This window comes from Halalkalibacterium halodurans (assembly GCF_004376175.1).
In the GTDB taxonomy this organism is placed as follows: Bacteria; Bacillota; Bacilli; order Bacillales; family Bacillaceae_D; genus Halalkalibacterium; species Halalkalibacterium halodurans.
This window is the reverse complement of the sequence record NZ_SNUY01000041.1, coordinates 1-26,775: the sequence shown is the minus strand read 5'-3', so window position 1 is coordinate 26,775 and position 26,775 is coordinate 1. Positions and strand designations below refer to the sequence as shown.

30 protein-coding genes are annotated in these 26,775 nt (G+C 43.0%); 24 read left to right on the top strand and 6 right to left on the bottom strand.

All coding sequences use genetic code 11. The features are described 5' to 3' along the window. The first annotated feature begins 116 nt into the window (after window positions 1-116). The 7 genes from E2L07_RS13375 to E2L07_RS13345 all read left to right on the top strand — a co-directional run bounded on the left by E2L07_RS13375 (window position 117) and on the right by E2L07_RS13345 (window position 6,064). Window positions 117-1,433 carry a transposase gene (locus E2L07_RS13375; RefSeq protein WP_134228930.1) on the top strand — a complete coding sequence of 439 codons (1,317 nt, stop codon included), beginning with the start codon at window positions 117-119 and terminating at the stop codon, window positions 1,431-1,433. Between the two features lie 188 nt (window positions 1,434-1,621). Next, the gene (locus E2L07_RS13370) at window positions 1,622-2,008 is read left to right on the top strand and encodes a MarR family winged helix-turn-helix transcriptional regulator (protein ID WP_134229809.1); all 387 of its coding nucleotides are present in this window, start codon (window positions 1,622-1,624) and stop codon (window positions 2,006-2,008) included. Between the two features lie 46 nt (window positions 2,009-2,054). Then, window positions 2,055-3,038 (top strand): ring-cleaving dioxygenase, encoded by a 984-nt coding sequence (locus E2L07_RS13365; protein ID WP_053431076.1) that lies wholly within the window; start codon window positions 2,055-2,057, stop codon window positions 3,036-3,038. Window positions 3,039-3,054: 16 nt separating this feature from the next. Continuing rightward, window positions 3,055-3,669, top strand: coding sequence for an alpha/beta hydrolase (locus E2L07_RS13360; RefSeq protein WP_134229808.1), 615 nt, complete (start codon window positions 3,055-3,057; stop codon window positions 3,667-3,669). 52 nt (window positions 3,670-3,721) lie between these two features. After that, window positions 3,722-4,057, top strand: coding sequence for a metal-sulfur cluster assembly factor (locus tag E2L07_RS13355; protein WP_010898330.1), 336 nt, complete (start codon window positions 3,722-3,724; stop codon window positions 4,055-4,057). A 361-nt stretch (window positions 4,058-4,418) separates the two neighbouring features. Next, window positions 4,419-4,706: a hypothetical protein gene (locus tag E2L07_RS13350; RefSeq protein ID WP_041821576.1), complete on the top strand. Its 288-nt coding sequence runs from the start codon at window positions 4,419-4,421 to the stop codon at window positions 4,704-4,706. A gap of 14 nt (window positions 4,707-4,720) precedes the next feature. Next, window positions 4,721-6,064: an amino acid permease gene (locus E2L07_RS13345; protein ID WP_134229807.1), complete on the top strand. Its 1,344-nt coding sequence runs from the start codon at window positions 4,721-4,723 to the stop codon at window positions 6,062-6,064. A 26-nt stretch (window positions 6,065-6,090) separates the two neighbouring features. On the opposite strand, the gene E2L07_RS13340 is transcribed toward E2L07_RS13345, so the two are convergent. After that, window positions 6,091-6,720, bottom strand: coding sequence for a LysE family transporter (locus E2L07_RS13340; RefSeq protein ID WP_134229806.1), 630 nt, complete (start codon window positions 6,718-6,720; stop codon window positions 6,091-6,093). A 170-nt stretch (window positions 6,721-6,890) separates the two neighbouring features. Between E2L07_RS13340 and E2L07_RS13335 the strand changes: the two genes are divergently transcribed. The 4 genes from E2L07_RS13335 (at window position 6,891) to kduI (ending at window position 10,273) form a co-directional block, all read left to right on the top strand. Then, the gene (locus E2L07_RS13335) at window positions 6,891-7,604 is read left to right on the top strand and encodes a hypothetical protein (RefSeq protein WP_134229805.1); all 714 of its coding nucleotides are present in this window, start codon (window positions 6,891-6,893) and stop codon (window positions 7,602-7,604) included. Between the two features lie 184 nt (window positions 7,605-7,788). Beyond that, entirely contained in the window at window positions 7,789-8,568 is a 780-nt protein-coding gene (locus E2L07_RS13330; RefSeq protein ID WP_134229804.1) for a DeoR/GlpR family DNA-binding transcription regulator, read from the top strand. A 69-nt stretch (window positions 8,569-8,637) separates the two neighbouring features. Beyond that, window positions 8,638-9,390 (top strand): 2-dehydro-3-deoxy-D-gluconate 5-dehydrogenase KduD, encoded by a 753-nt coding sequence (gene kduD / locus E2L07_RS13325; protein WP_010898324.1) that lies wholly within the window; start codon window positions 8,638-8,640, stop codon window positions 9,388-9,390. Between the two features lie 52 nt (window positions 9,391-9,442). Further along, complete coding sequence (gene kduI / locus E2L07_RS13320) at window positions 9,443-10,273, top strand: 5-dehydro-4-deoxy-D-glucuronate isomerase (RefSeq protein ID WP_134229803.1); 831 nt, start codon at window positions 9,443-9,445, stop codon at window positions 10,271-10,273. Between the two features lie 77 nt (window positions 10,274-10,350). On the opposite strand, the gene E2L07_RS13315 is transcribed toward kduI, so the two are convergent. Continuing rightward, window positions 10,351-11,397, bottom strand: coding sequence for a Gfo/Idh/MocA family protein (locus E2L07_RS13315; protein ID WP_134229802.1), 1,047 nt, complete (start codon window positions 11,395-11,397; stop codon window positions 10,351-10,353). Between the two features lie 198 nt (window positions 11,398-11,595). Here E2L07_RS13315 and E2L07_RS13310 point away from each other — a divergent pair, with 198 nt between their 5' ends. The 3 genes from E2L07_RS13310 (at window position 11,596) to E2L07_RS13300 (ending at window position 14,379) form a co-directional block, all read left to right on the top strand. Further along, entirely contained in the window at window positions 11,596-12,057 is a 462-nt protein-coding gene (locus E2L07_RS13310) for a MarR family winged helix-turn-helix transcriptional regulator (protein ID WP_134229801.1), read from the top strand. Next, the gene (locus tag E2L07_RS13305) at window positions 12,035-13,429 is read left to right on the top strand and encodes an MATE family efflux transporter (protein ID WP_134229800.1); all 1,395 of its coding nucleotides are present in this window, start codon (window positions 12,035-12,037) and stop codon (window positions 13,427-13,429) included. The genes E2L07_RS13310 and E2L07_RS13305 overlap by 23 nt, the downstream gene beginning before the upstream one ends. Before the next feature lie 131 nt (window positions 13,430-13,560). After that, on the top strand, window positions 13,561-14,379 hold the full coding sequence (locus E2L07_RS13300; protein ID WP_134229799.1) for a uroporphyrinogen-III synthase: 819 nt from the start codon (window positions 13,561-13,563) through the stop codon (window positions 14,377-14,379). Between the two features lie 39 nt (window positions 14,380-14,418). Here E2L07_RS13300 and E2L07_RS13295 read toward each other — a convergent pair whose 3' ends face one another. Further along, window positions 14,419-15,852, bottom strand: coding sequence for a hypothetical protein (locus E2L07_RS13295; protein WP_010898318.1), 1,434 nt, complete (start codon window positions 15,850-15,852; stop codon window positions 14,419-14,421). Window positions 15,853-15,976: 124 nt separating this feature from the next. On the opposite strand from E2L07_RS13295, the gene E2L07_RS13290 reads away from it, so the two are divergent. The 7 genes from E2L07_RS13290 to E2L07_RS13265 all read left to right on the top strand — a co-directional run bounded on the left by E2L07_RS13290 (window position 15,977) and on the right by E2L07_RS13265 (window position 20,552). Beyond that, window positions 15,977-16,360 carry a VOC family protein gene (locus E2L07_RS13290; protein WP_134229798.1) on the top strand — a complete coding sequence of 128 codons (384 nt, stop codon included), beginning with the start codon at window positions 15,977-15,979 and terminating at the stop codon, window positions 16,358-16,360. A gap of 17 nt (window positions 16,361-16,377) precedes the next feature. Beyond that, window positions 16,378-16,527 carry a hypothetical protein gene (locus E2L07_RS20865; RefSeq protein WP_010898316.1) on the top strand — a complete coding sequence of 50 codons (150 nt, stop codon included), beginning with the start codon at window positions 16,378-16,380 and terminating at the stop codon, window positions 16,525-16,527. A gap of 14 nt (window positions 16,528-16,541) precedes the next feature. Further along, the gene (locus E2L07_RS13285) at window positions 16,542-17,375 is read left to right on the top strand and encodes an aldo/keto reductase (protein ID WP_420897817.1); all 834 of its coding nucleotides are present in this window, start codon (window positions 16,542-16,544) and stop codon (window positions 17,373-17,375) included. Between the two features lie 231 nt (window positions 17,376-17,606). Further along, window positions 17,607-18,149, top strand: coding sequence for a GNAT family N-acetyltransferase (locus E2L07_RS13280; RefSeq protein ID WP_053431083.1), 543 nt, complete (start codon window positions 17,607-17,609; stop codon window positions 18,147-18,149). Between the two features lie 81 nt (window positions 18,150-18,230). Next, the gene (locus E2L07_RS13275; protein ID WP_010898313.1) at window positions 18,231-19,307 is read left to right on the top strand and encodes a branched-chain amino acid aminotransferase; all 1,077 of its coding nucleotides are present in this window, start codon (window positions 18,231-18,233) and stop codon (window positions 19,305-19,307) included. Between the two features lie 13 nt (window positions 19,308-19,320). Next, the gene (locus tag E2L07_RS13270) at window positions 19,321-20,124 is read left to right on the top strand and encodes an HAD family hydrolase (protein ID WP_053431084.1); all 804 of its coding nucleotides are present in this window, start codon (window positions 19,321-19,323) and stop codon (window positions 20,122-20,124) included. A 161-nt stretch (window positions 20,125-20,285) separates the two neighbouring features. Next, complete coding sequence (locus E2L07_RS13265; protein WP_053431085.1) at window positions 20,286-20,552, top strand: DUF2564 family protein; 267 nt, start codon at window positions 20,286-20,288, stop codon at window positions 20,550-20,552. 66 nt (window positions 20,553-20,618) lie between these two features. On the opposite strand, the gene E2L07_RS13260 is transcribed toward E2L07_RS13265, so the two are convergent. Further along, window positions 20,619-20,930, bottom strand: a complete 312-nt coding sequence (locus tag E2L07_RS13260; RefSeq protein ID WP_010898307.1) for a HesB/YadR/YfhF family protein — start codon at window positions 20,928-20,930, stop codon at window positions 20,619-20,621. Window positions 20,931-21,086: 156 nt separating this feature from the next. Between E2L07_RS13260 and E2L07_RS13255 the strand changes: the two genes are divergently transcribed. The 3 genes from E2L07_RS13255 (at window position 21,087) to E2L07_RS20860 (ending at window position 23,344) form a co-directional block, all read left to right on the top strand. Next, a complete protein-coding gene (locus E2L07_RS13255) occupies window positions 21,087-22,604 on the top strand; it encodes a carboxypeptidase M32 (RefSeq protein ID WP_134229796.1) in 1,518 nt (505 codons plus the stop codon). Window positions 22,605-22,706: 102 nt separating this feature from the next. Further along, entirely contained in the window at window positions 22,707-23,030 is a 324-nt protein-coding gene (locus E2L07_RS13250; RefSeq protein WP_010898305.1) for a hypothetical protein, read from the top strand. Between the two features lie 137 nt (window positions 23,031-23,167). Then, window positions 23,168-23,344, top strand: a complete 177-nt coding sequence (locus E2L07_RS20860) for a hypothetical protein (RefSeq protein WP_166740080.1) — start codon at window positions 23,168-23,170, stop codon at window positions 23,342-23,344. 36 nt (window positions 23,345-23,380) lie between these two features. Here E2L07_RS20860 and E2L07_RS13245 read toward each other — a convergent pair whose 3' ends face one another. Together E2L07_RS13245 and E2L07_RS13240 are read right to left on the bottom strand one after the other, a co-directional pair. Continuing rightward, a complete protein-coding gene (locus E2L07_RS13245; RefSeq protein ID WP_134229795.1) occupies window positions 23,381-25,852 on the bottom strand; it encodes a YhgE/Pip domain-containing protein in 2,472 nt (823 codons plus the stop codon). 25 nt (window positions 25,853-25,877) lie between these two features. Next, entirely contained in the window at window positions 25,878-26,459 is a 582-nt protein-coding gene (locus E2L07_RS13240) for a TetR/AcrR family transcriptional regulator (protein WP_134229794.1), read from the bottom strand. Window positions 26,460-26,775 lie beyond the last annotated feature (316 nt).

Here is a 26,775-nt window from a genome sequence, read left to right as displayed (position 1 = left end):
AGAGCTTGTTCAAAAAGCCATAAAATCCGAAAAAAAATAAAAATGCACCTTAGCGAAAAATGGTAAAATGGAAGTAACGAATCAACCAAAAATACCAATTTGCGAGGTGCATTTTCATGGATATGCAGCTAGAACTGCTTCCTTACCACTACTATAACACACTCGGTTTCGATGTGGAATTGATAGATTATATTGATCATGTTGATGATTCTATTGTCTTGGAAAAAATGAAACCATTATATAAAGGCGGTGGTCGCCCGCCTATTGATGCTAGGACGTATTTTCGTATGCATTATTTGTACTTTACACGGCCTGAGATCACGTCTTTTAGAGAGCTCTGCAGACAGCTGAAGGACCCTAAGAATCAGGCATGGCGCAACTTCATCGGCACTCCAAACATAAAGGATGTTCCTGTTCATTCGAGCTTGACTCATTTTCGTCATACTCTGACACCCGAGCACTTTTATAAAATCTTATTCGATTTCATTGGTCAGGCCCTGAAACTGGATGGTTTTTTAGAACCAACTCTTGCGGGAATTGATTCTAGACCCGTCTTTGCTCACGTGAATGGCTATAAAAAGAAACGTTGTGCTTGTGAAGATAAAGAGACATGTGAATGCGACAAAACGTATTCGGATCCCGATGCCAAAGTAGGCGTTCAGCGGAATAAAGCCAATCAGAATAAATTTTTTATTGGCTATCGAAAACATTCGATTGTTTGCCCCGCACCCTCGGGTCCTGTTGTTCTCTTGTCTATTATTCTTCCACCAGATACTCACGATGTCGATGTTCTTCTTCCGTTGGTTGAAAAACTAAAAGAAATCGGTGATTTGAAGGTAGAGTATCTTGTGGCAGATTTAGGCTATTTCAGTGCCGAACACCAGATAGAATCTTTACATAAACATGATGTGGCCGTCGTAACAGATTTCAAAAAGAATACGGTCATCCCTGAAACTTGTTCATCAGAAGGAAAGCCTGAATGTGAAGCTGGCCATGAACTCCTATGGGATGGATTTGAGAAGGAAACCTATACGTCTTGGTTTCATGGTGACGAAACCAAATGTATGTCCTGTCCATTACAGGCTACTTGTAATAAGCAATTCGGTTTCACCTTTGAAGAAAACCCATTCTTCTATGGTCCAGTTCCACAAGGGTCAGAGCTTCAAGAACGGATGTTAAACTTTCGTAAGCAAGTGGAGCTATCTTTTGCACATGAATCGAATCAGCTCGATTCTGTGATGCGACATAAAAAGGTGCCAGTAAAGACCACCAAGAGAGTCCAATCTTTCTTCATCATGAGAGATTTGTTTCGACTCATTCAACGGATGATCAAACACATACGAGATACGGTCTTACCTGGAAATCATGTTGAAGCTATAAGGAAATTACAGGAAATCCAAGTGGAACAGCTTTCCTTGCCGATAGCTAGCTAATTTAACCCCAATCAAACCTTTTTCAAAAAATTGTCTATGGTCCAAGGGAGAAGTCTACCCTTTTTTAGGTGCGATTTTGAGTGGGGCGAAGGTACATTTTTTTGTCTGAAATTATTTTACTTTCATTACCATTAATGGAAGTGTAGTCAACTGATTTTCTAGTTATGATTTGATTAAAAAGGTGCTTTTTGAACAAGCTCTTACAGAGCAATAAGCGATCCAACCAACATTTAAAAAAGTGGGGGCTTTCAATCTCCCAATTTGACCTTCTTGTTCAAATTGGAACGCACCAGCCATTATCCCAGCAAGAGCTAGCAGAACGTCTGCTCGTAACAAAGGGTAATATGACTCACGCTCTTGGAAAACTAGAAAAGCTCGGCCTTGTCAAAAGAGAGCAAGAATGGCGTACAAAACTGATTACGTTAACGGAGAAAGGGGAGAGCTTGCTAGCGGATGTTCTCCCGGAGCAACAACGATTTCAAGCGGCTCAATTTGATAGCTTAACGAATGAGGAACAACTAGAGCTGTTACGATTGTTGAAAAAGCTGCAAAAATCAAACAACGGTTTATCGTAATTTTATCGCGGTCAGTTTAATTTTAAACTTATGAGGAGTGACACACATGCAATTAAAACCACTTAAAGGGCAACACCATGTTTCTGCTATTACGGCAAAAGCTAAAGAAAACTATACGTTTTATACAAAGACGTTAGGTATGCGGCTCGTTAAGAAAACCGTTAACCAGGATGATACGTCAGTGTACCATTTGTTTTATGCCGATGAACGGGGAAACCCAGGTACTGATCTGACCTTTTTCGAAATTCCACATGCTGGGCAAACTTACCAAGGGACGAACAGTATTACGAAAACGTCGCTGCGAGTGCCGAGCGATGAGGCACTTCAGTATTGGCTCAAGCGATTTGACGAGTTTGGCATCGAACATGATGGCGTCTCACACCATACTGGACGTGCTACATTAGCGTTCCGTGATTTTGAAGGTCAGCGCTTGGAGCTTGTGTCTGATGAAAACAACGAAGGCGTTGCGAGTGGTATTCCATGGAAGGAGAGCCCTGTCCCAGAAGCATATGCGATTCGTGGTCTTGGGCCGGTTACACTAACGGTTTCAAGACCTGAGCTGACAGAGAAAATTTTAATTGATGTGATGGGATATCGTGAAAAAGGGAGCTACCCGTCTCTAGTGGAAGGTCAACCTGATGTAAAAGTGTTTGAAACTGGAGAAGGTGGAACTGGAGCTGAGGTACACCTAGAAACCCGTAAAGATATTGGTCGAGAACGACCAGGAAGAGGGAGCGTCCATCACGTAGCATTTCGGGTTGAATCTAAGGAAGAGTTAGAGAAATGGGTAGATTACATTACGAACATCGGGTTGCCAAACTCAGGATTTGTCGAACGTTATTATTTCCGTTCCCTTTATTTCAGAGAGCCAAATGGCATTTTATTTGAGCTTGCCACGGACGGCCCAGGGTTTGAAGGGGATGAACCATTCGAAACATTAGGTGAAAGCTTAGCCTTGCCGCCATATTTAGAGCCTCAGCGTGAGACGATTGAAAAAAACTTAAAGCCACTTGATACAGCGCAATCTTAAAAGGAGGAGAGACGGGATGAAGCATATTTTTCGAAAAGGGGCAGATCCAAATGCCCCGACCCTTTTACTATTACACGGGACCGGAGGAAATGAACATGACTTAGTCCCACTTGCGGAAATGATAAGTCCAGGCTCCTCCATTTTGGGTGTAAGAGGCAACGTACTTGAAAATGGGATGCCTCGTTTCTTTCGCCGTATCGCGGAAGGGGTATTTGACGAAGAGGATTTAGTTATCCGCACTAAGGAGCTTCACGAGTTTTTAGATGATGCTGTAAGAGAGCATGCAATTAATCGTAACCGGCTTGTTGCCATCGGCTATTCTAATGGTGCGAACATCGCAGTTAGCCTGCTGTATCATTACGAGCAACCTTTGATGGGAGCCATTTTGTTTAAAGCCATGGTGCCATTACGGAACAGGACAGTACCGGACCTTCAGCAAATGCCGATTTTTATCGGTGCTGGAAAATATGACCCACTTATTCCACAAACAGAAACGAAGGAGCTCATCAACACCTTGACGAATGCAGGTGCAAATGTTTACGAGCAATGGATTGACGGGGGCCATCAGTTAACTCGCGAAGAGGTGGAGCGAGCGAAGGAATGGTTTAACGAACAGTTTTTAGAAGCATAATATGACAGGAAGAGGGGAAATCGAGAAAAGAATAAAGTGAGAGGTGATTGTCATGGGAACAGAGCAAGAAATACAAGAAACGAAGGATCGGGTCATGGCCCAATTGGAAAATGTGATCGATCCTGAACTTGGAATTGATATCGTCAATCTCGGTCTCGTGTATGACATACTTGTAGATGCCGAGTGGAATGTGACCGTTGTAATGACATTAACTTCCATGGGGTGTCCGTTAGCAGGAGTCATTCACGATCAAGTAAAGCAAACCCTCTCAGAATTACAAGAACTAAAGGAAATTGGAGACGTAGATGTAAACATCGTGTGGAATCCACCATGGACAAAAGACAAAATGTCACGCTATGCCAAGATTGCCTTGGGAGTCGCTGACTAATTTTGATTGAGATTGGGACAAAAACTAGCCAAATGTAATATAAAAGGTTCGGACCATCAAAATAAAATGCTCCGAACCTTTTTTTGTTGATTCATGGAGCCATCGACCAGGCTGCACTGTATTTTTCAATCAATTTTCGCCAAATAAATGAAAGTGCTTATTAGCGTTGGCTTCCATCCCTTGAGCTAGCCTCATCATACGAATACACAAGTCCACGTACTAATGGGAAGTTTTAAGAGAAGTACAGCTAATCCTTTCTGCCACTTGTCAAGTTTTCTTGATCGGGTCATGAATGATTTTTGCAACGTCCAACCATGCTAAACAGGAGAATGAAAATAACATCTCAGAAAGGGAGATGGCTGTGCAATTGTTTTTGGCACCAGAGATGATAAAAGCGGATGCGCAAGTGCTGAATGTGATCACCGATAAAGAAGAAGCGATTGGTTATTTAGCTTATCTTCAGTTCGACACCAACCTTTATGTTTACGGTCATCTGCAAGAAGTGGGAGCAAAAGGGGATTTTCACGATGTGGTGAAGCCGTATATTCAAGGGTTGCAAGCGACATTCAACGATTGTGATTTGTATACGTCCATTTCGGTTGGTGGAGAAACTCTTCAGCTTGACATCGATAGCGAATCTGGAAAATAAGGAGGGGAGCCCAAATGAAGGCGAGTCAGGCTGAATCTGAAAAAATGCTAAAGTGGTGGGAACTCTCTCTCCTTGGGGTCGGCTGTATCATTGGAACAGGCTTTTTTCTTGGTTCGAGCATTGCGATCCAGATGGCCGGCCCGTCTGTATTGCTCGCATTTATTTTAGCAGGAATCGGTACATATATTGTTTTTGATGCATTGGCACAAATGACGTCTGCTGACCCTGAGAAAGGATCGTTTCGTTCTTATGCTAAAAAAGCCTACGGCCGATGGGCTGGGTTTACGAGTGGATGGGTGTATTGGGCCTCAGAAATGTTAATTATGGGGAGTCAGCTAACGGCTCTGTCGATTTTTTCTCGTTTCTGGTTTCCAGATGTTCCGCTGTGGATTTTCGCCAGTGGCTTCGCCGTTCTTGGCATCATCGTCATTTTGACTGGCTCGAAAGGGTTTGACAGAATCGAAAATCTGTTTGCAGTTATGAAGGTAGCGGCAATCGTCATGTTTATTGCTCTGGCCATTTTAGCTTTGTTTGGGGTTTTTCGCGCTGGCCCTGAAGGTGCAGGTATACCGAGGACTTGGAACGGTTTATTTCCTGAAGGGTTTCTTGGACTCTGGCCAGCCCTCATTTTCGGTTTTTATGCCTTTGGCGGGATTGAAATTATGGGGTTGCTTGCCAATCGTTTGGAGGAAAAAGGGGATGCAGCAAAATCAGGGCGTGCCATGCTGCTGTTGCTTACGTTTCTATACGTCGTTTCTGTTGGACTGGCCCTCATTCTCGTCCCCCTCAATCGCTTTAATACGGAGACAAGTCCATTTATTACTGCATTGAAGCCATACGGTTTACCGATCGTGTCCCATTTGTTTAATGGCGTCTTGATTATTGCTGGCTTTTCTACTATGGTAGCCTCTTTATTTGCTGTGACGAGTATTTTAGTGACATTGGCCGCAGATAAAGATGCCCCTAATCTGTTTGCCAAAAAAGTAAAAAATAAAATAGCTCTCCCAGCCATCGGACTAACGGCGATCGGGATGGCGTTATCCGTCGTGTTGTCGTTGCTTATCCCCGGTCGAATTTACGAATATTTTACGACGGCAGCGGGACTCATGCTCTTATATAACTGGCTATTTATCATCGCCTCGTCAGGGAAATTAATTCAATACAGTTTAACGAAGCGTTGGATTGGCACCTTGTTCATTTTGTTAGCTGTAATCGGGACGTTGTTTCACCGAACAAGTAGGTCGGGTTTTTTGTTTAGTCTTGGGTTTTTAGTTGTAATCGGAATTGTGACCCTCATAATGAAAAAGCGCTGGAAGCAAGAGGAGGGCGATGAAAAAAACGCTCTTCCATATTTGTGAAGTTAAAACCAAATTCTGAATGATGATCAACCGAACAATACCCGGCAGGCTTGAAGGCCGAAATAGACACCAAACCCAATCAGAGTAAGACCAGATAGGATAGAAACGATTTTGAGGCGGGCAGGTGTAAGCATATGCCTTGCCCCGCTCGCGATTCCTGCCATCGCTACATCCCACAGCAGCAAACCAATTAAAATCGCACTGCTATAAAAAATTAGCTGTGCAGGTCCGTATACGGAAGCCGTTTTGGCTAAAACAGAGCCAAAAATACCGAGCCAGAACAAAATCGTTAATGGGTTTGAAATGGACATGAGAAAGCCATATATAAATGATTTTCGGCACGTTTCACTTGTCCTCATATTCGTTGCTTCCTTTAAATGATTTACTGAGCTGATCGTTTCGATCCCTGTATAGACTAGTACAAAAAAGCCAAAAAGCCAAAGAAAAGTTTGCATAAACGGGAGTTGCAAAAAGTGCACAAGGCCGAAAAATACGAGGAGCATGTAGATCACATCAGCCGTTATGGCTCCTAATCCAACAAGCCAGGCGTGAAAAAAACCGTTTTTAATTCCCCTATCTAGCTGAGTAGCATTCACGGGTCCGATTGGAGCAGCTAACGATAAACCTAATAAAACATAACTCATAAAAATGGCCACGATTAAATCACCACCAAACCTGTCCTTCTTCTATTCCCATATGTATTCATCATTTGATGGTTGTACAACCAGAAAAAAACAGAAAGACCCTTATACGAAAAATATGATAGAATAATAACGTTTAACAATAGTATTAAAAGTATAGTCCATACAAAAGGAGTACAGTTCAAATGAAAGGATCAAAATCGTTCATTCAGCGACTAACAAAACCTGAGAGGCTCGGTGATTGGAGCGTGCTTGTAGGAATGTTTGTGGTGGCCGCTGTTATGTTAACATTTGCCGTTCGGTTCGATATAGTGTTTCGCGTCCTTGTTCTCGTATGGCTTGGAGTCCTCACTGTTTCGATTCAAATGAATGTAGCTAAGAGCAAGAGTGATAAGGAGGTTGAACAATCAGTTGGGGAGGTTGAGACGGACGAGGCCGGTGAAGAACAACCAACGATTATCTACGAAAAAGAGATTAGCCAACGTCTCGAACAAGTGGACTTGGACCGAACTCAGCTCTTCGAAGAGTTGCTAACGAAGGCTCAACTAGATGAGGCAGAGAAAAATCAATATCGGTCAAAAATGAAGGAAAAAGATTCGGAAATGTCGACCTTGATGAAAGATCTTATTTCCGCGAAAAATCGAATTCAACAAGCGGTTCTAGATACGAAAAAATATTTTATTAAAGTGGACCCGATGAAAGAGCTCGTGCAACATCTTGACTCAGAATTGATCATGTCTGGAGACATATCAGCTATTAATGAAGAATTGAAAAAGATAGAATCGCAGTTAGGAGAAGAAATCGTCAACAACTTAGTGGAAGCCGGTTACGTAGATTTCGAATTCAATTTAACGAGAAATGGCTATAAGGCGTTAACGAAACGAATGTCAGAGCAATAATATGGAAAGTGAAAAGCTGTACTTCTTATGAAGTGTAGCTTTTTTACATTAAGGGGGTTAACTCCTAAAAAGAATGATGCCAAGCTTGCGTCAGAAAAATGGAAACAATAACTTTTATGTTTACAAATGTTCGTTTTAGTTCGATAATAGAAAGGAAGAATTCGAGCGAAAGTGGAGGAATAGGATGCTATCTGTCGAACGTCACGAAAAAATTCTAGAATGGTTAGAAAAGAATAAAGCGGTCAAAGTGTCAGATTTAAGCAGGGAACTCCAGGTAAGTGAAAAGACGATTCGCATCGACCTTGTCCATTTAGAAAAGAAAGGTTTGCTGAAACGGATACACGGGGGAGCTGTGCCTCTTGATGACGAGGGGCGAATTTTTCCGATTAACGAACGACAATCGAAGCACAACCTGGCGAAGCAGGCGATTGCTGGTGAAGCAATCAAGCGAATTCAACCAAATGAAACGATTCTTATGGATGGAGGAAGCACGACCCTTGCAGTTGCAAAGCAATTAGGGGCGTTTCCAGTCACGATCATTACGAATGATGTAAGGATTGCTGCGGAATTGATCTCTAAAGAGAAAGTACAATTAATGGTCCTTGGTGGAACACGTATCGGGACTTCATCTTCACTCTTTAGCCCAGAGTCTTCCGAGCTCTTAAAGCGTATTCGCGTCAATCGCTTATTTTTTGGAGCAACCGGTATTTCAATTGAGCACGGATTGACTGTGCTTAACAGCCTGCATGTGGAATGGAAAAAGCAAGTACTTCGCTGCGCTGAACGGGTTACTCTTCTCGTTGACTCGACCAAGTTCGAAAAGGTTGGATTAATTCAGTTTGCCACCATCGAAGAGGTCGATGAAATCATTACGGATATAAACCTAGATTCAGCCATTAAGAAAAGATTAGAGACTTTAGGCAGAACGATTTTTTATGCACCGATAGAGCAAAAGAATGATTGAATGCGGTTTCCCTTCATGCTATAATCGAACTATAACGAACCTTATCGAACAAAAAAGGAGGTACCTAGCATGCAATTATTCTCTTTAGAAGGGAAGATCGCGTTAGTTACGGGAGCTAGCCGTGGGCTTGGGCAAGGGATGGCCGTTGGACTTGCAGAGGCTGGAGCGGATGTTATTGGCGCTGGGATTAGTGATATGTCTGAAACGCGACAGCAGATCGAATCTTTAGGTCGAACCTTTTACGAGCTGAAAGCAGATCTATTTGAGGAAGGGGCCGGAAAGCAATTAATCGCTGATGCGATTGAAAAGGCAGGACGTATCGATATTCTCGTCAACAATGCGGGGATTATACGGCGCAACGAAGCAGAGGCTTTCACCGATAAAGATTGGAATGATGTCATCAATGTCAATTTAAATGCTGTTTTTCAAATGTGCCGCGAAGCAGGGAATCATATGATCGAAAACGGGTTTGGACGGATTATCAACATTGCCTCTATGCTTTCGTTTCAAGGTGGACTCAGAGTTCCTGCCTATACGGCTAGCAAACATGCCATCGCTGGACTTACGAAGTCTCTTGCCAACGAGTGGTCAAAAAAAGGAGTCAATGTAAACGCCATTGCCCCAGGGTATATGGTGACAGATAATACGGCAGCGCTTCGTGCCGATGAGGTGAGAAACGCCTATATTACGTCACGAATTCCAAAAGGTGAGTGGGGAACGCCTGCCGATTTAAAAGGACCGGTTGTCTTTCTCGCATCGGAAGCATCAAGCTATGTTAACGGCCATATTTTGTGTGTAGATGGCGGTTGGATGAGTTCATAGTTTCGTTGAAAGCGTTATCTTTTTTGATCATATTCATAGGGAGTGTTTATAGATGGAAAATCGGTATGCGACTAGTCCAGAAGATGTAAAACGTTACACGACAGATAAGCTTCGGCAAGAATTTTTAGTCGAATCGCTTTTTACTCCTGGCGACATTCAGATGGTTTACACCCATTTTGACCGTACGGTGATCGGGGGAGCGATCCCAATGAAGGAGCCGCTAGCATTGGATGCAGGTGATTTCCTAAAAACCGATTATTTCCTTGAGCGGCGCGAGGTCGGAATTATTAACATAGGGCCGAAGGGGAAAGTGATTGTGGATGGAGACGAATATACGTTGAACAAGAGAGACTGCTTGTATATTGGACTCGGTAAGCGAGATGTGTCCTTTCATAGTGAGGATTCATCCAATCCTGCCCGCTTCTATTTTGTCTCGGCCCTTGCTCACCATGAGTATCCAACTAAAGTTTTACCGATTGAAGAAGCAGTTCCGACTAAGCTCGGTTCAGATGCTGAATCGAACAATCGGACAATCTACAAATACATTCATTCTGAAGGAATTCAAAGCTGTCAGTTAATGATGGGAATGACCCTTTTAGAGCCAAATAATATGTGGAATACGATGCCAGCCCACATCCATGATCGACGTAACGAAGTATACTTATACTTTGATATGGAGGATGACTCCCGTGTGTTTCATTTTATGGGACAGCCCCATGAAACACGCCACCTCGTTGTGAAAAATGAGCAGGCAGTGATTTCTCCACCGTGGTCAATTCACTCTGGTGTTGGCACTGCGAACTATACATTCATTTGGGCAATGGCTGGTGAAAATTACACATTTACCGATATGGAATTTATTAAAATGGAAGATTTGCGATAGGGGCTTCGCCTCGAAGCTATGCATTCACGAAAATAACATCCGATGGGCAGTTGCTCTTCCCATCGGATGATTTTCTTTTACCATTGAATCGCTTTCCCTGATTCTGCCGATTGATATAGGCCTTGAATGAGACGCTGGATCACAACTCCTTGCTCAGGAGTAGCGAGTGGCTGTTCTAGACGGAAGCAACAATCAACGAAATGTTTAATCTCTCGTTCATGATGGTTGTACGTTGGTAAATAAACCGGTGTGATATCAAGTAAAGTACGATGTTTTTCTTGATAGATGGAAAGGGGAAACAAGTCAGCCCCTCCTTTATCACCAAAAAAGGAGACATTCATATGATCCTGCTCTTTCACATTGGCAGCAAACGCTGTTTCGATCGTAAGGGAAGCGCCATTTTTAAACGTGATCATCCCAACAGCCATATCTTCAATCGAAAACTGCTGCCAATTCCACTCACCTAACAGACCAACCCCCTCTTTAGTCCCGATCTTCCGATGGGTTTGCCCAAGAATGGTTGCTGGTTCTGGAAAGCCCATTACATATAAAGCGGTATCCAGCATATGGACACCAATATCGATAAGTGGACCCCCACCTTGAAGCTCCTTGTTTGTAAACACGCCCCAACCTGGGATCCCTCTGCGGCGAATCGCTTGAACACGGACATGATAAATCTCTCCTAATTCACCTTCATCGACAAAACGTCTTAACGTTTCTACTTCAGGGGAATGACGATAGTGGAAGCCATACGTTAAAAGGTTTCCCGTTTCCTTTGCTGCAGCTTCCATTTGCTTGGCATCTTCTACGGTAATCGCTGGTGGTTTTTCGCAAAGGACGTGACAGCCTGCATGTAATGCCTCAATTGTTAGCTCCCTATGAAAAGCATTAGGTGTACAAATGCTCACAGCATCTAATTCAACTTCCTGCATCATCCGGGAGGCATCGTTATACACATATGGAATTGAGAACTGTTCTGCCGCAGCTTGTGCATGTTTAGGTTGTACATCTGTAATAGCAACGAGTTCTACTTGATCTTTTAAGGATAAATAGCTAGGGATATGTACAGTTCGGGCAATCCCTCCAGCTCCAATAATTCCAACGCGCAGCTTTTTTTGTTCCATTTGGCTTGCTCCTCTCTCCAACTGAGATATGGGTGTAAGCGTCATCAACTAAACGTGAAGCAAACTCCCTTTAATGGCTTCTCTTCATCGTTTTGATTGTAGCTTAGTGGAAGTTTTTAGTCAATGAAACAAAAGAGTTGCTATTTTAGCTGAGTTGGGTGTATAGTTAGGAAGGAATTTTGTTAGGGGGCTAACTAAATGAATAAAGATTTTGATGATAAGGTAGGTTATCACATCAGTGTTGCAGCCCATTTGATGCGAAATCGTCACAATGATTATTTATCTACCTATGGGCTAACAGTTGCACAAACAAAGGTGCTCTCCCTTTTGGCGAGGAAAGGGGATCTAAGTCAAGGGAACTTACAAAAGAAGCTGTTAATCAAAGGATCTACGATGAATGGAATCATTGAATCGATGCGAAAGCGTGAACTAATTGTGAAAAAGGATAATGCTCGAGATAAAAGACAGAAAGTGATCTCATTAACGGAAAAAGGAGAAGAACTTCAGGCGATTTTATGGGATAACTTATTAGCTTTTGAAGAGCAGCTAATGGAAGGCTTCTCTCAAGAGGAGAAGCAGCTGTTTCTCGTATGGATAAAAAAAGTAATTGCAAATCTAGAAAAAGGTCGTGAAGCAGATGGAACAAAAGCAACAAAGTGAAAGATTAGGGACCGAAGCGATTCCTAAATTACTGAGAAGTTTATCGATCCCAGCGATGATCGGAATGTTCGTCATGGCTCTTTACAATGTGGTGGATACGATTTTTATCTCATACGCGGTTGGAATTGAAGGTGTTGCAGGTGTAACGATTGCCTTTCCAATTATGATGATCATGATGTCAATGGCAGGGGCATTAGGGATTGGTGGGGCTTCGGTCATTTCAAGACGTTTAGGAGAACGGCGCGGCGAGGAAGCGAACCAAGTGTTTGGAAATATTTTGACTGTCATTCTCGTTCTCAGTGTAATCGGATTTATTTCCGCGTTCACATTGCTTGGACCAGCTTTACAATTGTTTGGTGCTACGTCAGTAACCCAAGGGTACGCGACCGATTATTTATTCCCTATTCTTTTAGGCTCTATTTTTTTCTTCTTTGCCTTTGCTGCAAACAATATCATTCGTTCAGAGGGAAATGCGACATTTGCGATGGTTACGATGATCGTCCCCGCTGTCCTAAATATTCTGCTAGACGTCTTGTTTATTTTCGGTTTGAACATGGGCGTGCTTGGGGCGTCTATTGCGACAGTGATTGCCCAGGCTTCTGTCACAGGCTTGGTTCTTCGCTATTTTTTAACAGGGAAAAGTACACTCTCCCTTCATTGGTCTGATCTTCGTATGAAAGGTTCTGTCATAAAAGAAGTGTGTCTTGTTGGATTACCAGCGTTCGTACAACAATCATCTGCTAGTTTGATGATGATCGCGATCAACAGTATGCTCCTTCGTTTTGGTAGTGATTTTTACGTAGGTGTTTTTGGGCTCGTTCAGCGTATTATGATGTTTGTCATGATGCCAATGATGGGAATTATGCAAGCCATGCAGCCAATTGTTGGATATAACTATGGAGCCAAACAATATTCCCGATTACGAGAAACGGTGATGCTTGGATTTAAGGTTGCGACCATTTTCTCCATCGGCATCTTTGCTTTACTTATGCTGTTTCCTGAAGCATTGCTACGGGTCTTCACAGCAGATCGTGAAGTGATTCAAGCGGGTGTTAGCGCGATGCACATTCTCTTTTGTGTCACCTTTTTAATTGGTGCGCAAATTGTAGCGGGAGGATTGTATCAGTCGCTCGGCAAGTCAAAGCAAGCGTTGATCCTTTCCTTATCACGACAGATCATCTTCTTGATTCCGCTTGTATTAATCTTACCGCACATCTTCGGTCTTTCAGGTGTTTGGTGGGCATTCCCAATTGCGGATGTGCTTTCGTTTATTCTAACCGTGGTCTTACTGTACCGAGACCGAAACGTCTTTTTCTTGAAGACAAAAGAGGAAATGGAATTGGACTTAGTCAAGACCGCCTCTTCTACGTGAGAAGCAGACTATACTGCTCCTTTTTTATAGCGGTAAGGTGAGCTTATAAGCAGCGTGACTTGTCAAAAGCACACAATCGTTTAAACTGTTAGTAACCATTCTTTATGAGGAGAAAAAGGAGGGGCTATTCTATGGGGAACGCACTTTCAGGTTACAAAGTGGTTCTTGCCGGAACACGAAAAACAGACGAAATGTCTACATTGATTGAAAAACAGGGAGGAACCCCGTTGGTTCGGTCGTTGCAGGGAACGGTTTTCCGAGCCGACGATGAAGTACTAAAAGACCTTGAAACGTTTATTTTAAAAGGGGCAGATTGGGCTATTCTCACGACAGGGATCGGTACAAATACTTTAGTCGAGCTTGCCGAGCGAATCGGAAAAAAAGATGAGTTTCTTGCAAGACTGAAGGAAGCCAATATTGCTGCCAGAGGTTACAAAACAAAGAATGTCATTAAACAATTAGGACTTCAAGCAGAAGTGGTCGATAATGACGGAACTGTAAGCGGGCTCGTAGCCGCAATGGAAGGTGCAGACGTGACAGGAAAGCGGGTCATGGTACAGTTGCATGGAGAAAATGCGCCGAAGCTTCTGGCCTTTTTAGAGGAAAAAGGAGCCGATATTCAAACGTTGTTACCTTACCGACATACTCCAGCGAAAGAAGAAACGATGGCTCAATTTTTTCGAGAAATTGAGGAAAGGGCATTCGATGCTGTTTGTTTTACGGCAGCTATTCAAGTGCGGGAATTGTTTACGTATGCGAAAAAGAACAACATGAAAGACCTATTGGTAGAAGCGTTCCAACGCCACGTGATTGCCGTTTCCGTTGGTAAAGTGACGACGGAAGCGCTCCAAGATGAAGGAATTAAGCGAATTGTTGCACCTGAGCTCGAACGTATGGGGGCGATGATTGTCGCATTAGCTTCTTATGTTCAAGAAGAGAAGTCGAGATGACTTCTCTTCTTTTAAAGGGTAGGAGTATCGCTTTTTTCATTAGAAAAACAAGAGCCCGAAGGCAGTCGCTACAATTAGTCCAATACATACAGGGATAAAGCTCCTTCTTACCATTTCGATGATCGGGACCTTGGCAAAGCCGGCAATGGCAATGATTGGTGACCAAGCGACGAGTGTGCCGCCTCCAACCCAAATGGCGCCTACTTGGCCAATCGAGGCTAAAGTAGCGACATCCATTCCTGTTGTATGACCGAGGGCAACAGAAAGGGTTCCGACGAGGGGAAGACCCGAGAAGCCAGAGCCATCAAGGCCGGAAATCATTCCTAAAATCAAAATCGCAAAACCAGAGACGAATGGGTGTTCAGGGATGACGAGCTGACTTGCCTGAACGAGATCAAACAAAAACGCAGGGGCATCTTGACCGCTAGGAATATTTAAAATGCTAGCAGCATGATTGTTACTGCCGATCAAGAAAAAGCCAGCAATCGGAATGACGAGTCCCATCACTTTGAAAGCAAACACAAAGCCATTCGTCAAATGATCGCTCACATGCTTCAAGACTGTTCGGTAGTCATACGACGCTGTGGCTGCAATGAGCAGTAAAATCGCAATTCCGCCAATTAATGCCGCTCCTGCTCCACTGGCAATTGAAGGGACGAGACTCGTAAATGTGGCGAGGATCACGTAAACGATAATCCCTAAAAAGGTTAATGGTACGAGACACGCATAGATGAAGCTATGTCGTCCAGAACGAACCTTCATTCGATCGTCCGCCCTCTGTACACCACCACTACCTGCTTCTTTTTGCTCCCATTTTGTTAACAACCTCGGTGAGGCTGAGCGAATGTGACGTCGTCCTTGAAAATAAACAATTAACAGTGAAACGGCGCCAGCAATTAAGGAGAGAATTAATGTTTTATCTGTAATTTCTGTCACATCAACACCGGCGGCTGTGGCCGTAAGAGCAGGAGCTGCTTGGATGACAAAGTCTGATGAAAGAGCCATCCCATGTCCAGCTAGAGAGATTGCTAATGCGGATGTCATCGCTGGTAAACCTGAGCGGATGGCCACCGGAATTAACAATGCCCCGATCAGTGGCACAGCCGGGGCAGGCCAGAAGAAAAGGGAGAGGGTATAGGTAACAAAGACGAGAATAAAAAACGAGACATGGCCATTGATCATTACTTTTTGAAAAGGAATAATCATTTGCTTATCAGAGCCTATTGACTTCAATGCATCAAGCAAAGCCGTCATGATGGCGATAATTAAAAAGATGTTAAACAATGCTCCGGCCGCTGTCAAACTACCGTTAAACGTGGTTTGTAATCCTTGCATAAATGAACCGCTATATGTCCAACCGATCAAGAACGTCATGAGGAGAGCGGGCACGACGACATTTTGTCTAAACAGCATCGTTAAGATAATGATGCACGTGCCTGCTAAGTAAAGCCAGTGGGCGACTGTTAAGTCCATCTTGATCGTCTCTCCTTTCCAGGTTTCATCTTGAGTTAAGATCATCTTATGTCAAGGAGAAATGAAGGGTGTCAGAGTGGTTTACGATCATAATCTTATGTAAATTGAAAGGGGAAAGGAATTTGTGCTACATCATGTAGAAATCAATGTTGATCATTTAGAAGAATCTATCGAGTTTTGGGATTGGCTTTTGGGAGAGCTAGGATACGAAGACTATCAAAGCTGGTCAAGAGGAAAGAGCTATAAACATGGCAAAACGTATCTTGTCTTTGTGCAGACAGAAGACCGCTTTCAAACTCCAACGTTTCACCGAAAACGAACAGGGCTTAACCATCTTGCGTTCCATGCAGCATCACGTGAGAAAGTGGACGAACTCACGCAAAAATTAAAAGAAAGAGGCGATCCGATTCTTTATGAGGATCGGCATCCATTCGCCGGAGGGCCGAATCACTATGCCGTGTTTTGTGAAGATCCTAACCGAATAAAAGTCGAGATTGTGGCACCGTAACGAGGGGATCGGGAAACATGCGAAAAAGCTTAGGGCGGAGTTTATCGGGAAAGCAAACGGAAGCGAGAAGAGGATCAATAGCTTACCAAACGATTTCGGTTCCGCTAAGTGTGAGCAAATTTGTTTTCTTTTCTTCCATTTTGTTAGAAAATGAAGACGATCTCTAAAAAAAGGAGGATCTATGATGGCAAACAGCTTACAAGCAACGACTACCTTACATAACGGCGTGAAAATGCCTTGGTTTGGCCTTGGTGTGTTTAAAGTAAGTGAAGGGGATGAAGTGATCCAGTCGGTAAAAGATGCTATCAGGGCTGGATACAAAAGTATTGACACGGCAGCTGTATACGGGAATGAGGAAGGAGTAGGCAAAGCGATTGCTGAATCTGGAGTCCCGCGTGAGGAGCTCTTCATCACATCAAAAGTATGGAATGCAGATCAGGGGTTTGATTCTACGATTTCGGCGTTTAACATAAGTTTGAAAAAGCTTGGCCTTGATTATCTGGATCTATACTTAGTTCATTGGCCGGTGAAAGGCAAGTATGTCGAGACATGGAAAGCTCTAGAGAAACTGTATCAAGATGGGCTTGTTCGTGCAATCGGCGTAAGCAACTTCCAAGTGCATCATCTGAAAGACGTCCTAGAGGCAGGGTCGATTGTTCCGATGGTCAATCAAGTGGAGTATCATCCTCATTTAACGCAAACAGAGCTTCATGACTTTTGTAAGCAAAACAAAATCCAATTGGAAGCCTGGTCTCCATTGAAGCAAGGTCAGTTGTTAAATGATCCAACAATTGTAGCCATTGCAGAAGCGCATCAGAAAACACCCGCACAAATCATTTTACGTTGGGATTTACAAAATGAAGTCGTCACGATTCCTAAATCGGTTAAAAAAGACCGAATCATTAGTAATGCCGATATTTTTGATTTCCAACTGACTGATAAAGACATGCAGCAAATAAACGAGTTGAACAAAAATGAACGGGTAGGCCCTGATCCAGACAACTTTGATTTTTAAACGTAAGGGAAGCACCGCCCGCTTAGTGGGAGAGACGCGTGACACGAACGTAACGATCCGAAATAAGGTTGAATAAAACGAGGCCTCGATTGTGCTGATCCTAAATCGAGGTTTCTTTAGTATGATGATTAAGCGTAGTGTTCTATACGGATGAAAATGCAGATAAACAATCAGCTTTGCCATTAAGACTGGCCAGTAAGCTAAATTTTTTAAGAAGAAGGGATGAGACAGATGGCATTGATCCGACACGCACGTAAAGAAGATGCAGCAGGAATTGCTCGCGTCCATGTGGATAGCTGGCGGACAACATATGATGGAATCATTAAGCAACCCTTCTTAAAGAGCCTATCCTATGAAGAGAAGGAGAAAAGGTGGCAGGATTACTTTAGTCAACCACCAGAAAACACTGTTTTATATGTAGCCGAAAAGGATGATCAAATCGTTGGTTTTATTAGCGGTGGCCCAGTGAGAGATGGAGTTGAAGGGGCAGCAGGGGAGCTCTATGCAGTATACATTTTAGAAGAATACCAGCGGAGAGGCATCGGTCAACGGCTGCTGGCAGCATTAGTACAGGAACTAAAGGCTAGGAAGCTGAACAATCTCTTTGTATGGGTGTTAAAGGATAACCCATCTGCTAGCTTTTACCGAAAACTCGGGGCAAAAGAGTGGAAGGAAGCATCGTTTGAATTGGCTGGCCAATCGTTAGCGGAAATCGGTTTATTATGGGACGATCTTGAGGTGCTTAAAGAAAAGCTAGCCCTTTCCCTAAAATGACACTTGTAATTGTCAGGCGGACATTTTAAAATAATGGAATACACGAGAGTAGACAATTTTCAGAGAAGAGGAGAGATTCGGATGATTGATACGGGGCTTCGGATCGAACGATCAAGTAATCCAAAGCAAAAACCAGATCCAGAGCAGCTGAGTTTTGGAAAAGTATTTACCGATCACATGTTTGTGATGGATTATACAGAGGAAAAAGGGTGGCACGACCCAAGAATTGTCCCATACGGATCGATTACACTTGATCCCGCCGCGATGGTGTTCCATTATGGACAAACGGTGTTTGAAGGGTTGAAGGCTTATCGTACAAACGATGATCGCATTTTGTTGTTTCGCCCAGAAAAAAACATCCAGCGTTTGAATCGCTCCTGTCATCGTATTAGCATCCCGCAAATTCCAGAAGAGGCAGCCATCGACTATTTAGTGAAGCTTCTCCAAGTTGATCGCGATTGGGTTCCGTCCGCTGAAGGTACCTCGCTTTATATTCGTCCGTTCGTCTTTGCGAATGAAATCAACTTATCAGCGGTTCCGTCAACCGAATACACCTTTATGATTATTTTGTCACCGGTTGGTTCCTATTATAAAGAAGGCATTCAACCTGTAAACATCTACGTAGAAGATGAGTTTACGAGAGCCGTGCGCGGAGGAACAGGAACGGCCAAGACCGGAGGAAATTATTCAGCTTCGTACATCGCTCAAGAAAAAGCGGCGGAAAAAGGATATGCACAAGTAATGTGGCTTGATGGGATTGAGAAAAAGTACATTGAAGAAGTTGGCAGCATGAACGTTTTCTTTAAAATTGATGGTGAAATTGTGACGCCAATTTTAAACGGAAGCATTTTAGAGGGTGTCACGCGTATGTCGATCATCGAACTGCTTCGTGATTGGGGCTATCCTGTTGCGGAACGTAAAATCTCGATGGAAGAATTGTTTGCAGCCTACGAAAAAGGGAAGCTTGAGGAAGCTTTTGGTACAGGAACCGCCGCTGTTGTTTCGCCGATTGGCCAGCTTAATTGGAAAGAGCATCAGATGGTGATTAATGATAAACGTATTGGCGAGTTATCGAAAAAGTTGTACGATACGTTGACAGGTATTCAACGCGGTCAGCTACCTGATCCGTTTAATTGGAACCGAGAAGTGAACGAATAGGAGTTTGATGATCTTGGTAAAAGCAATCATTTTTGACTTAGATGATACGTTGTTATGGGATAAAAAAAGTGTGAAAGAAGCGTTTGTTGCCACTTGTCAATACGCAGCGACCAAACGATCGCTCGATCCAGAAGCACTAGAGGAATCTGTTCGCGAGGTGGCACGAGAATTGTATGCCTCCTATGAGACGTATGAATTCACACAGATGATCGGGATCAACCCATTTGAAGGGTTATGGGGACAATTTTTAGATGACAATGATCATTTTCGAAAAATGAAAGAGATCGTTCCGACCTATCGCAAGGATGCGTGGACACAAGGATTGGCCAAGCTTGGAATCGAAGACCAAGCGCTTGGAGAAGAGCTGGCTGAGCGTTTTCCTGAAGAACGAAAGAAACACCCCTTTGTTTTTGAGGAAACATTTCGTGTGTTAGATCAATTAAAGGGTAACTACCAATTGCTCCTTTTGACGAACGGATCACCTCATCTGCAGCAAACAAAGCTCGATATTACACCAGAACTCGTCCCTTATTTCGATCATATCGTCATTTCTGGCGGCTTTGGTCGCGGCAAACCGGACCCGTCGATTTTTGAGCATGCGTTGTCCTTGCTCTCCCTTACAAAAGATGAGGCAATCATGGTCGGTGATAACCTAATGACCGATATCCTCGGAGCGTCAAGAGTCGGGATAAAGTCTGTTTGGATCAATCGGGAACAAAAAGAGCAGGGTGAAGTCGAACCAACATATGAAATCGAACATTTAGAGCAATTATTGGACATATTAAAAAAACTGAACGTGCAAAACAACATGGCATAAGCTTTCGGACGATGGTCCGAAAGCTTTTATTTTTATGTATCAACAAATTGTTGACGAATCTCTTTTAAGGTGCGGATCTTCTTGATTTTCTCATGAATGGAACAGGGCCGACAAGAATACACTAAGGGCTGGATGATTGAAACAAGGAGGGCATTCATTACATGACAAGGCCAAGCGAAGAACGATACGGTTACAACGAATTAAAGCAAGTTGAGATGGCGATTAAAAGTGCAGAGCATATGGTCGGACAAGCGACAAGATCGATGGATGAAGGGCAATTACAAGCAGCAACCCAAGCATTAGAAGATGCAAAAAAACAATACTATGACGCCTTTTCCCATCAAACAGGAGTGGATCAAGCTTTTTTTGAATTTTCCAGCGAGCTCATTGATAAATTGTCTCATCAATTGGACGAGGCAAGAGATTAAAAGCATTAAATAATCCCGTACCACCCTTCACGTGTTACGGGATTATTCGCATTTATAAGAAATATATTATTTTTTCCGATTTGGGTGATCGGTGTTTGTAAACTCAGGATGATCAACATGTAAAAAACCTGTATCGGGATTAAAATCGATCGTCATTCCATCAAAATACCAAAAATCATCTTCGTTCACAAAAAACGTTACGCCGTCAATTATTTGTTTATACGATCGCTCATTTGGAACATCTTTCATCACACCGACGGAAAAGCCGCCTGAACCCACCCCGCCGACTCGTACATACAGACGTAAATGCTCTCCTTTTTTTAACGGAACTTCCTCGATGTAAAGTTTTGCTGCCTGCTCTGTAACGGTTAACTTCATTCAACGGCCTCCAATTTCAAAAATAGCTATCCTATATCTTACATGAAAATAATAGTCTCGTAAATTTTTGCAGTCAGCAGGAAATTCCTTTTCGTAAACCGAAATAAAGATATATGAAGTAATAAAGTAATGGACAACTTGGAAAGGTGGAAAACAATGTCACAATCTGTTCAACAGCTAGAGAAAGATTTTTTAAATCAGGTCAAAAAAATCGAGGACTATAAGCAAGCTCTCTCTTTGCTCGCTTGGGATTCTCGCACAGGAGCCCCGAAAAAAGGAATTGTGCAGCGATCGGAAGTTATCGGTACCCTCTCCTCTGAAGTGTTTCAAATGTCCACTTCTACAGAGATGGGCGAATACTTACACGCCTTGCAAGAGGAAGGCGTTCAAGCTGAACTTTCAGAGATTACGAGAAAAACCGTAGAAGAGTGTGCGAAAGAGTACGAACGAAACGTTAAAATCCCGAAAGAAGAATATAAAGAGTATGTTGTGCTTCAAAACCAATCAGAATCCATTTGGGAGGAAGCGAAGGGAAAAGCAGATTTCGAAACATTCCGTCCTAATTTGGAAAAGTTGGTTGAGTTTAAAAAGCGCTTTATTGGGTATTGGGGTTACGACAAACATCCGTACAATACGCTACTGGACGATTATGAGCCTGGCGTGTTCGTTGATACGATTGACGAAGTGTTCGGCACGCTTCGTGATCAATTAATTCCATTGGTGAAAGGCGTCACTGAATCAGCAACACAACCGGAGGCCGACGTTTTATATGAACGATTTCCGAAAGCGAACCAACAGGCTTTGAGTGAAGCCGTTTTACGTGAGATAGGGTATGATTTTGAAGCTGGTCGACTCGATGAGACCGTTCATCCATTTGCGATTGGCATTAACCCGAATGATGTGCGGGTGACGACTAAATACAACGAACGTGATTTCCGAGTATCATTGTTTGGAACGATCCACGAAGGGGGTCACGCTCTCTATGAACAAAACATTTCAAAAGAGCTAATTGGCACACCCCTTTGCACAGGAACATCGATGGGAATACACGAATCACAATCCCTCTTTTGGGAAAAGTTTGTCGGTAAGCATTACGGATTTTGGCAACGGAACTATGAATTGTTGAAACAGCATGCTTCTGGTCAATTTGATAACGTATCTCTCGACGATTTCTATTTTGCTGTCAATCAAGCAAAGCCTTCGCTGATTCGGATTGAAGCAGACGAGTTAACGTACTGCTTACATATTATTTTGCGTTACGAGTTAGAGAAAGGGCTGTTTGAGAACTCCATCGAAGTGAAGGACCTACCTGGCCTTTGGAATGAAAAAATGGAAGAATATCTTGGTCTTCGTCCATCTCATGATGGGGAAGGGGTTTTACAAGATGTACACTGGTCTTTTGGGGCGTTTGGCTATTTTCCTTCCTATGCGCTAGGTTATATTTACTCAGCGCAATTGAAGGAAGCGATATTGAAAGACATCCCATCCTTCGATCGTCTCATTCAATCGGGAGATTACGCCCCGATTCGGGAATGGTTAACAAAGAAAGTCCATCAATATGGAAAAATGAAAAAGCCCACAGAGATCATTCAAGATATTACGGGTGGAGGTATTGATTCAGCACCACTTATTCAATACTTAAATGAAAAATATCGGCGGTTATATCATTTTTAGTGTAGATGAACACACGATCGTTTGAAAAATTTCATAGTGTATTGTATGAACTCCTTTGCGCTGGTCTAGACTACAATTACATCTGCCTAAGGAGGCATAGCATTGCGAGTTATTACATGTCACCCAAAGGAAGCACCGATCGTGGAGGAATTGCCGTTCGGAGTGAAGGATGTTTTACGTCATGTTGGTGAAGAAGCGATGTCTTTACGGTTTCACTATGAAGGGAAGCCTTACACGTTGATTTGCTCGAAGGAAGGTGTTCGTGTAAACCGACAAAAGGAAATCAAAGGATTGTACGGACGATTTCTCTTATGTGATCGAGCAGAGAATGATGAATGGCAAAGCTTAAATGAGCAAGAAGCCCACCAATTATGCGAGGTCCTAGCAACGAACGGATTTAGTCTTGACCAAATTGTTTATCATTAACGTGTAAGAACAAGGGTTGCTTATCTGACAGCAACTCTTGTTCTATTGTAGGTCTATAGAAAAGGTGAATCAGAGACGTTTTACTCGTGTACTAAAGAAAAGGAGAGTGGAGGGAACACGTTGGGAGGGGAGAGCGAATGGTGAAGAACTTCCATTGCTGCGCAACGTGCGTTCATTTCGAAGCAGAGAAAGTTAATAATGGAATGGTTTACCGATGCATTCGACTAGGTTATGAGACGAAGCCGGCGTATCAATTTTCTTGCTGGGAGCCGAAAGAAGCCGTCAAACGCTTAATGGGGAAGGAGCAAGCATGAACAAACCACCTGTGGTAAAAACAGGTGGTTTGTTTTTTACATGTTTCGATCGACATGAGGCTCACACCATTTAGGGTATAGCTTCATGTAGAAGAAAAGAGCACCCGCAAAGCAAAGGATCAAAAGAATCCCCATAAACCATAGACTTGATGATAACAGGCTAGGTGAATTCATAAACAGAACCGAGCGGAACCCTAGCACTGAATAAGTCATTGGTAACCAGCCGTGCAACGTTTGAAGTGGGGATGCGAGCAACTCCACGGGAAAGCTACCAGCACTTCCACCAAGCTGAAGGATCAGCAGAATGATCGCAACAAACCGTCCAGGGTTATCAAGAACGCCGACAAGCAAAAAGATCAGCGTTAAAAAAGTGAGGCTCGTGAAAATGGTAAACGGAACGAACAGCAATGGATGTTTGACCTCTAATCCGATGCCAAAGAACAAGAACAGGAGAATGAGGACGGATTGTAACGTTCCGACGGTATAGATGACGCCGAGCTTTCCGATAAACCATTGACGCCCATTAGCATGCGGCGCAAGTGGCTCTCGGAACGGATAAATAATGGATAACGTGAGACCCCCAACATACAAACCAATTGATAAGAAATAAGGGGTAAGCCCCTCACCGTAGGAGTGTCCGTCTCCGGTATTTTTTGAATTTGAAACAATGGGATTGGCGACCATCTTTTCCTGTGAGGCATTTGGATCTACATCAAAAAGGACATCTTTTAATTTCTGTAAATTTACTTCCAGATTTCGAGCGCCGTCTTTTAAACTTCGCAACCCTTCTAATAACTCATGACTTCCATCTGAAGCCTCAGCTAGTTTTGTTGCTAAAAGGTGAGAACCGTCAGACAACTGTTTCAGTCCTTCATCCAGAGCCACTATCCCTTCATAAGCTTTATCTTGAGCCGTTAACACTTCAAGGTAGAGAGTCTCTCCGCGCTCTAACCCTTGCTCTACATGATAAAGTGATTCTAACAATTGCTCTTTTCCTTCACGGAAGGAATCCGTCTGGTCAGGAAGTGAACTCGGAAGGGTTTCTTGCATCGTTTGGAGCAATTGTTGAATATCAGCTAACGGCTTGAGCAGTTCATTCGTGGCGGTGACCAAGGTGTCATCTAGGTCTCCAGTGGTTTGCTGAAATTGTTGTACGTTTTCCTCAAGCTGCTCTAAAGTTGTTAAGATTTCTTGTTCGCTTTTATTTAATTGATTCATTGCATGTGGCAATTGCTCTTGGCTATCAACGGCGGCATGAAAGTCATCATTTAACTCGCTTAGCTTAGCCGTTGTTGATGCTAAATCGTCATACCATTGCACGAGATCATCGTTATCCTTCCAGCGTGGATCGACGTTTTCCATAATCCCAGGGAGCGTATCGACACTATGGGACAGGTGGGCGATCTCTTGCTCGGATGTCTCTAGTTGCTCATCGAATCGCTCAAGTGATTGTAAGGTCTCACTCATATTTGAACTAACCTGTTCAAAGCTTTGATTGATGCCATTTTCATCTGCTTGAAAGGAGGCTGTCATCCCTTCATTTGATTGCTGTAAATTCTCGATCATTTCTTGGATGTTTTGGATTTCTTGTTCTAATTGAGTGGCTGCTTTTTCTGCATCTGAAAGCTGTTGGTTGATGGCGGTCAACTTCTGATCAAGCTCATCAAACACATCTGCTGCCCGATCATATTTCTCACTTTCAAGCAACATGATTCCATTCCTCGTAAGTTCAAGAGCTTCACGAAACATGTTGTCGATGTCAAGGTCACTTGTTGTTTGCTCTAGGGCCTGTTGAAGCTGTTCGAACTGCGAACGAAATTGGCCGGTTCCCTCTTTTGCTTCATCTATTCCTTTTGCCAGAGATTCAGCTCCGTTCGTTAACTCCTGCAAGCCGTTGGCTAACGTTTCCATATGATTAGCTGCACGTTCGTTCCCATCTGCAAGTTCATCGGAGCCTTCATGGAGAGCAAGGACGGCACTTGTCAGCTCACTGAAGGCATCATTTGCAATTTCGATATACGTTAATGTCAACGTATCGGACAATTCTTTTTCCATTTCTTCAATTGCTTTTGTCGCAATTTGGGAAGATACATAATTGTAATCTTCATTGATTTCGTAAGTAATAACGGCCTGTACAGGTTCTTTTTCTTTTACAGAAACAAGGTTTTCAGAAAAGTCTTCCGGAATCTCGACATAGAAATAGTAAGAGAAGTCCTCCATACCTTGTTTCGCCTCTTGCTTTGTAACAAAATGGAAGTCAAGGGGCGGGTCTTTCTTTAACTCCTCCACAAAGTCGTCACCTGCTCGGATCATTTCCCCGTCCATTTCTGCGCCACGATCTTCATTGACGATCGCTACTGGAAGCTGGTCCATTTGTGAATATGGATCCCAAAAAGACCAAATAAGAAGACCGCCATAAAGGAGTGGCATGACCACGATTCCAATCAAGGCGATCGTCAATTTTTTATTGTTCCAAATCCCTTTCAGTTCTCCAATATATGGATTCATCGTTTCACCTCAACCATTCTAGCGTCTAAGCCTCGTCCTTTGTAATTCCGTGCATAAAATGAAGCTTAAAGATGTCAATCAATTCCTCTTTCTCTAACGGTGCATAATTCTCTTCAAATTCTGTAACGAGCGATAGGTAGGATTTGTACAAGAGAAATGCAGTTGCTTGCGGGTTTGGACAATGAATTTTACCGTTTCTCTCCGCCTTTATGAGCAGTTGTTTGACTAAATCAATCATGGCGTATTCGACCTGCTGCAACGCTTTGTTCGCACTTTCTGAACCTAGTACTCTTACTTCATCTGCCAGCTTCGCGACGAGTTGATGTTTTTCTTTGAACGTATGAAGTTCATCAAGTGCGGAAGTGATGTTTTCAAATCCATCCTGATCTTCTTTAATAGCCTCAGCAAAAACGGCTTTTAGCTCATCGATGACACGCTGAAGCACGGCATGAAATAAATATTCTTTATTTTCGAATGCGGTATAAACCGTCCCTTTCCCTACATCTGCCATTTTTGCCACTTGGTCGATGGTCGTTCCTTTGTAGCCAAATAATGAAAATGAACGAGAGGCAGCTTCCAATATCTGATTTCGTTTGTTTTTAACCATCTTTATGCGCTCCTTTGCTTAAAAATGACCAAATGAACAAAATGGTCAATTCTCTTTACACATGATACAAAAAATGTTGACCTAATTCAACATTTGCCATCGAATGTTCACAATTTACTTTTTCATTAAACGGGAAGGATATTTGCCGGTTGATGGAGAATAGATTATGAATGAATATTCATTCAAAACGGTAGTGTCAAAAGTTCTATGAAAAACTAGCACGGTTCATACTACCTACCATTTATTAGGTGGAAAGGCCGCGCTATCGCTCTTGACAAACACGCCAATGGTTTATTCAGAGGTCAATCAAGGGCGA

Excerpts from the sequence above, each read along its gene's own strand:
- E2L07_RS13375 (WP_134228930.1), top strand. The coding sequence starts at position 117 with ATGGATATGCAGCTAGAACTGCTTCCTTACCACTACTATAACACACTC.
- E2L07_RS13365 (WP_053431076.1), top strand. The coding sequence starts at position 2,055 with ATGCAATTAAAACCACTTAAAGGGCAACACCATGTTTCTGCTATTACG.
- E2L07_RS13360 (WP_134229808.1), top strand. The coding sequence starts at position 3,055 with ATGAAGCATATTTTTCGAAAAGGGGCAGATCCAAATGCCCCGACCCTT.
- E2L07_RS13355 (WP_010898330.1), top strand. The coding sequence starts at position 3,722 with ATGGGAACAGAGCAAGAAATACAAGAAACGAAGGATCGGGTCATGGCC.
- E2L07_RS13345 (WP_134229807.1), top strand. The coding sequence starts at position 4,721 with ATGAAGGCGAGTCAGGCTGAATCTGAAAAAATGCTAAAGTGGTGGGAA.
- E2L07_RS13335 (WP_134229805.1), top strand. The coding sequence starts at position 6,891 with ATGAAAGGATCAAAATCGTTCATTCAGCGACTAACAAAACCTGAGAGG.
- E2L07_RS13330 (WP_134229804.1), top strand. The coding sequence starts at position 7,789 with ATGCTATCTGTCGAACGTCACGAAAAAATTCTAGAATGGTTAGAAAAG.
- kduD (WP_010898324.1), top strand. The coding sequence starts at position 8,638 with ATGCAATTATTCTCTTTAGAAGGGAAGATCGCGTTAGTTACGGGAGCT.
- kduI (WP_134229803.1), top strand. The coding sequence starts at position 9,443 with ATGGAAAATCGGTATGCGACTAGTCCAGAAGATGTAAAACGTTACACG.
- E2L07_RS13315 (WP_134229802.1), bottom strand. The coding sequence starts at position 11,397 with ATGGAACAAAAAAAGCTGCGCGTTGGAATTATTGGAGCTGGAGGGATT.
- E2L07_RS13310 (WP_134229801.1), top strand. The coding sequence starts at position 11,596 with ATGAATAAAGATTTTGATGATAAGGTAGGTTATCACATCAGTGTTGCA.
- E2L07_RS13305 (WP_134229800.1), top strand. The coding sequence starts at position 12,035 with ATGGAACAAAAGCAACAAAGTGAAAGATTAGGGACCGAAGCGATTCCT.
- E2L07_RS13300 (WP_134229799.1), top strand. The coding sequence starts at position 13,561 with ATGGGGAACGCACTTTCAGGTTACAAAGTGGTTCTTGCCGGAACACGA.
- E2L07_RS13295 (WP_010898318.1), bottom strand. The coding sequence starts at position 15,852 with ATGGACTTAACAGTCGCCCACTGGCTTTACTTAGCAGGCACGTGCATC.
- E2L07_RS20865 (WP_010898316.1), top strand. The coding sequence starts at position 16,378 with ATGCGAAAAAGCTTAGGGCGGAGTTTATCGGGAAAGCAAACGGAAGCG.
- E2L07_RS13285 (WP_420897817.1), top strand. The coding sequence starts at position 16,542 with ATGATGGCAAACAGCTTACAAGCAACGACTACCTTACATAACGGCGTG.
- E2L07_RS13280 (WP_053431083.1), top strand. The coding sequence starts at position 17,607 with ATGGCATTGATCCGACACGCACGTAAAGAAGATGCAGCAGGAATTGCT.
- E2L07_RS13275 (WP_010898313.1), top strand. The coding sequence starts at position 18,231 with ATGATTGATACGGGGCTTCGGATCGAACGATCAAGTAATCCAAAGCAA.
- E2L07_RS13265 (WP_053431085.1), top strand. The coding sequence starts at position 20,286 with ATGACAAGGCCAAGCGAAGAACGATACGGTTACAACGAATTAAAGCAA.
- E2L07_RS13260 (WP_010898307.1), bottom strand. The coding sequence starts at position 20,930 with ATGAAGTTAACCGTTACAGAGCAGGCAGCAAAACTTTACATCGAGGAA.
- E2L07_RS13255 (WP_134229796.1), top strand. The coding sequence starts at position 21,087 with ATGTCACAATCTGTTCAACAGCTAGAGAAAGATTTTTTAAATCAGGTC.
- E2L07_RS20860 (WP_166740080.1), top strand. The coding sequence starts at position 23,168 with ATGGTGAAGAACTTCCATTGCTGCGCAACGTGCGTTCATTTCGAAGCA.
- E2L07_RS13245 (WP_134229795.1), bottom strand. The coding sequence starts at position 25,852 with ATGAATCCATATATTGGAGAACTGAAAGGGATTTGGAACAATAAAAAA.
- E2L07_RS13240 (WP_134229794.1), bottom strand. The coding sequence starts at position 26,459 with ATGGTTAAAAACAAACGAAATCAGATATTGGAAGCTGCCTCTCGTTCA.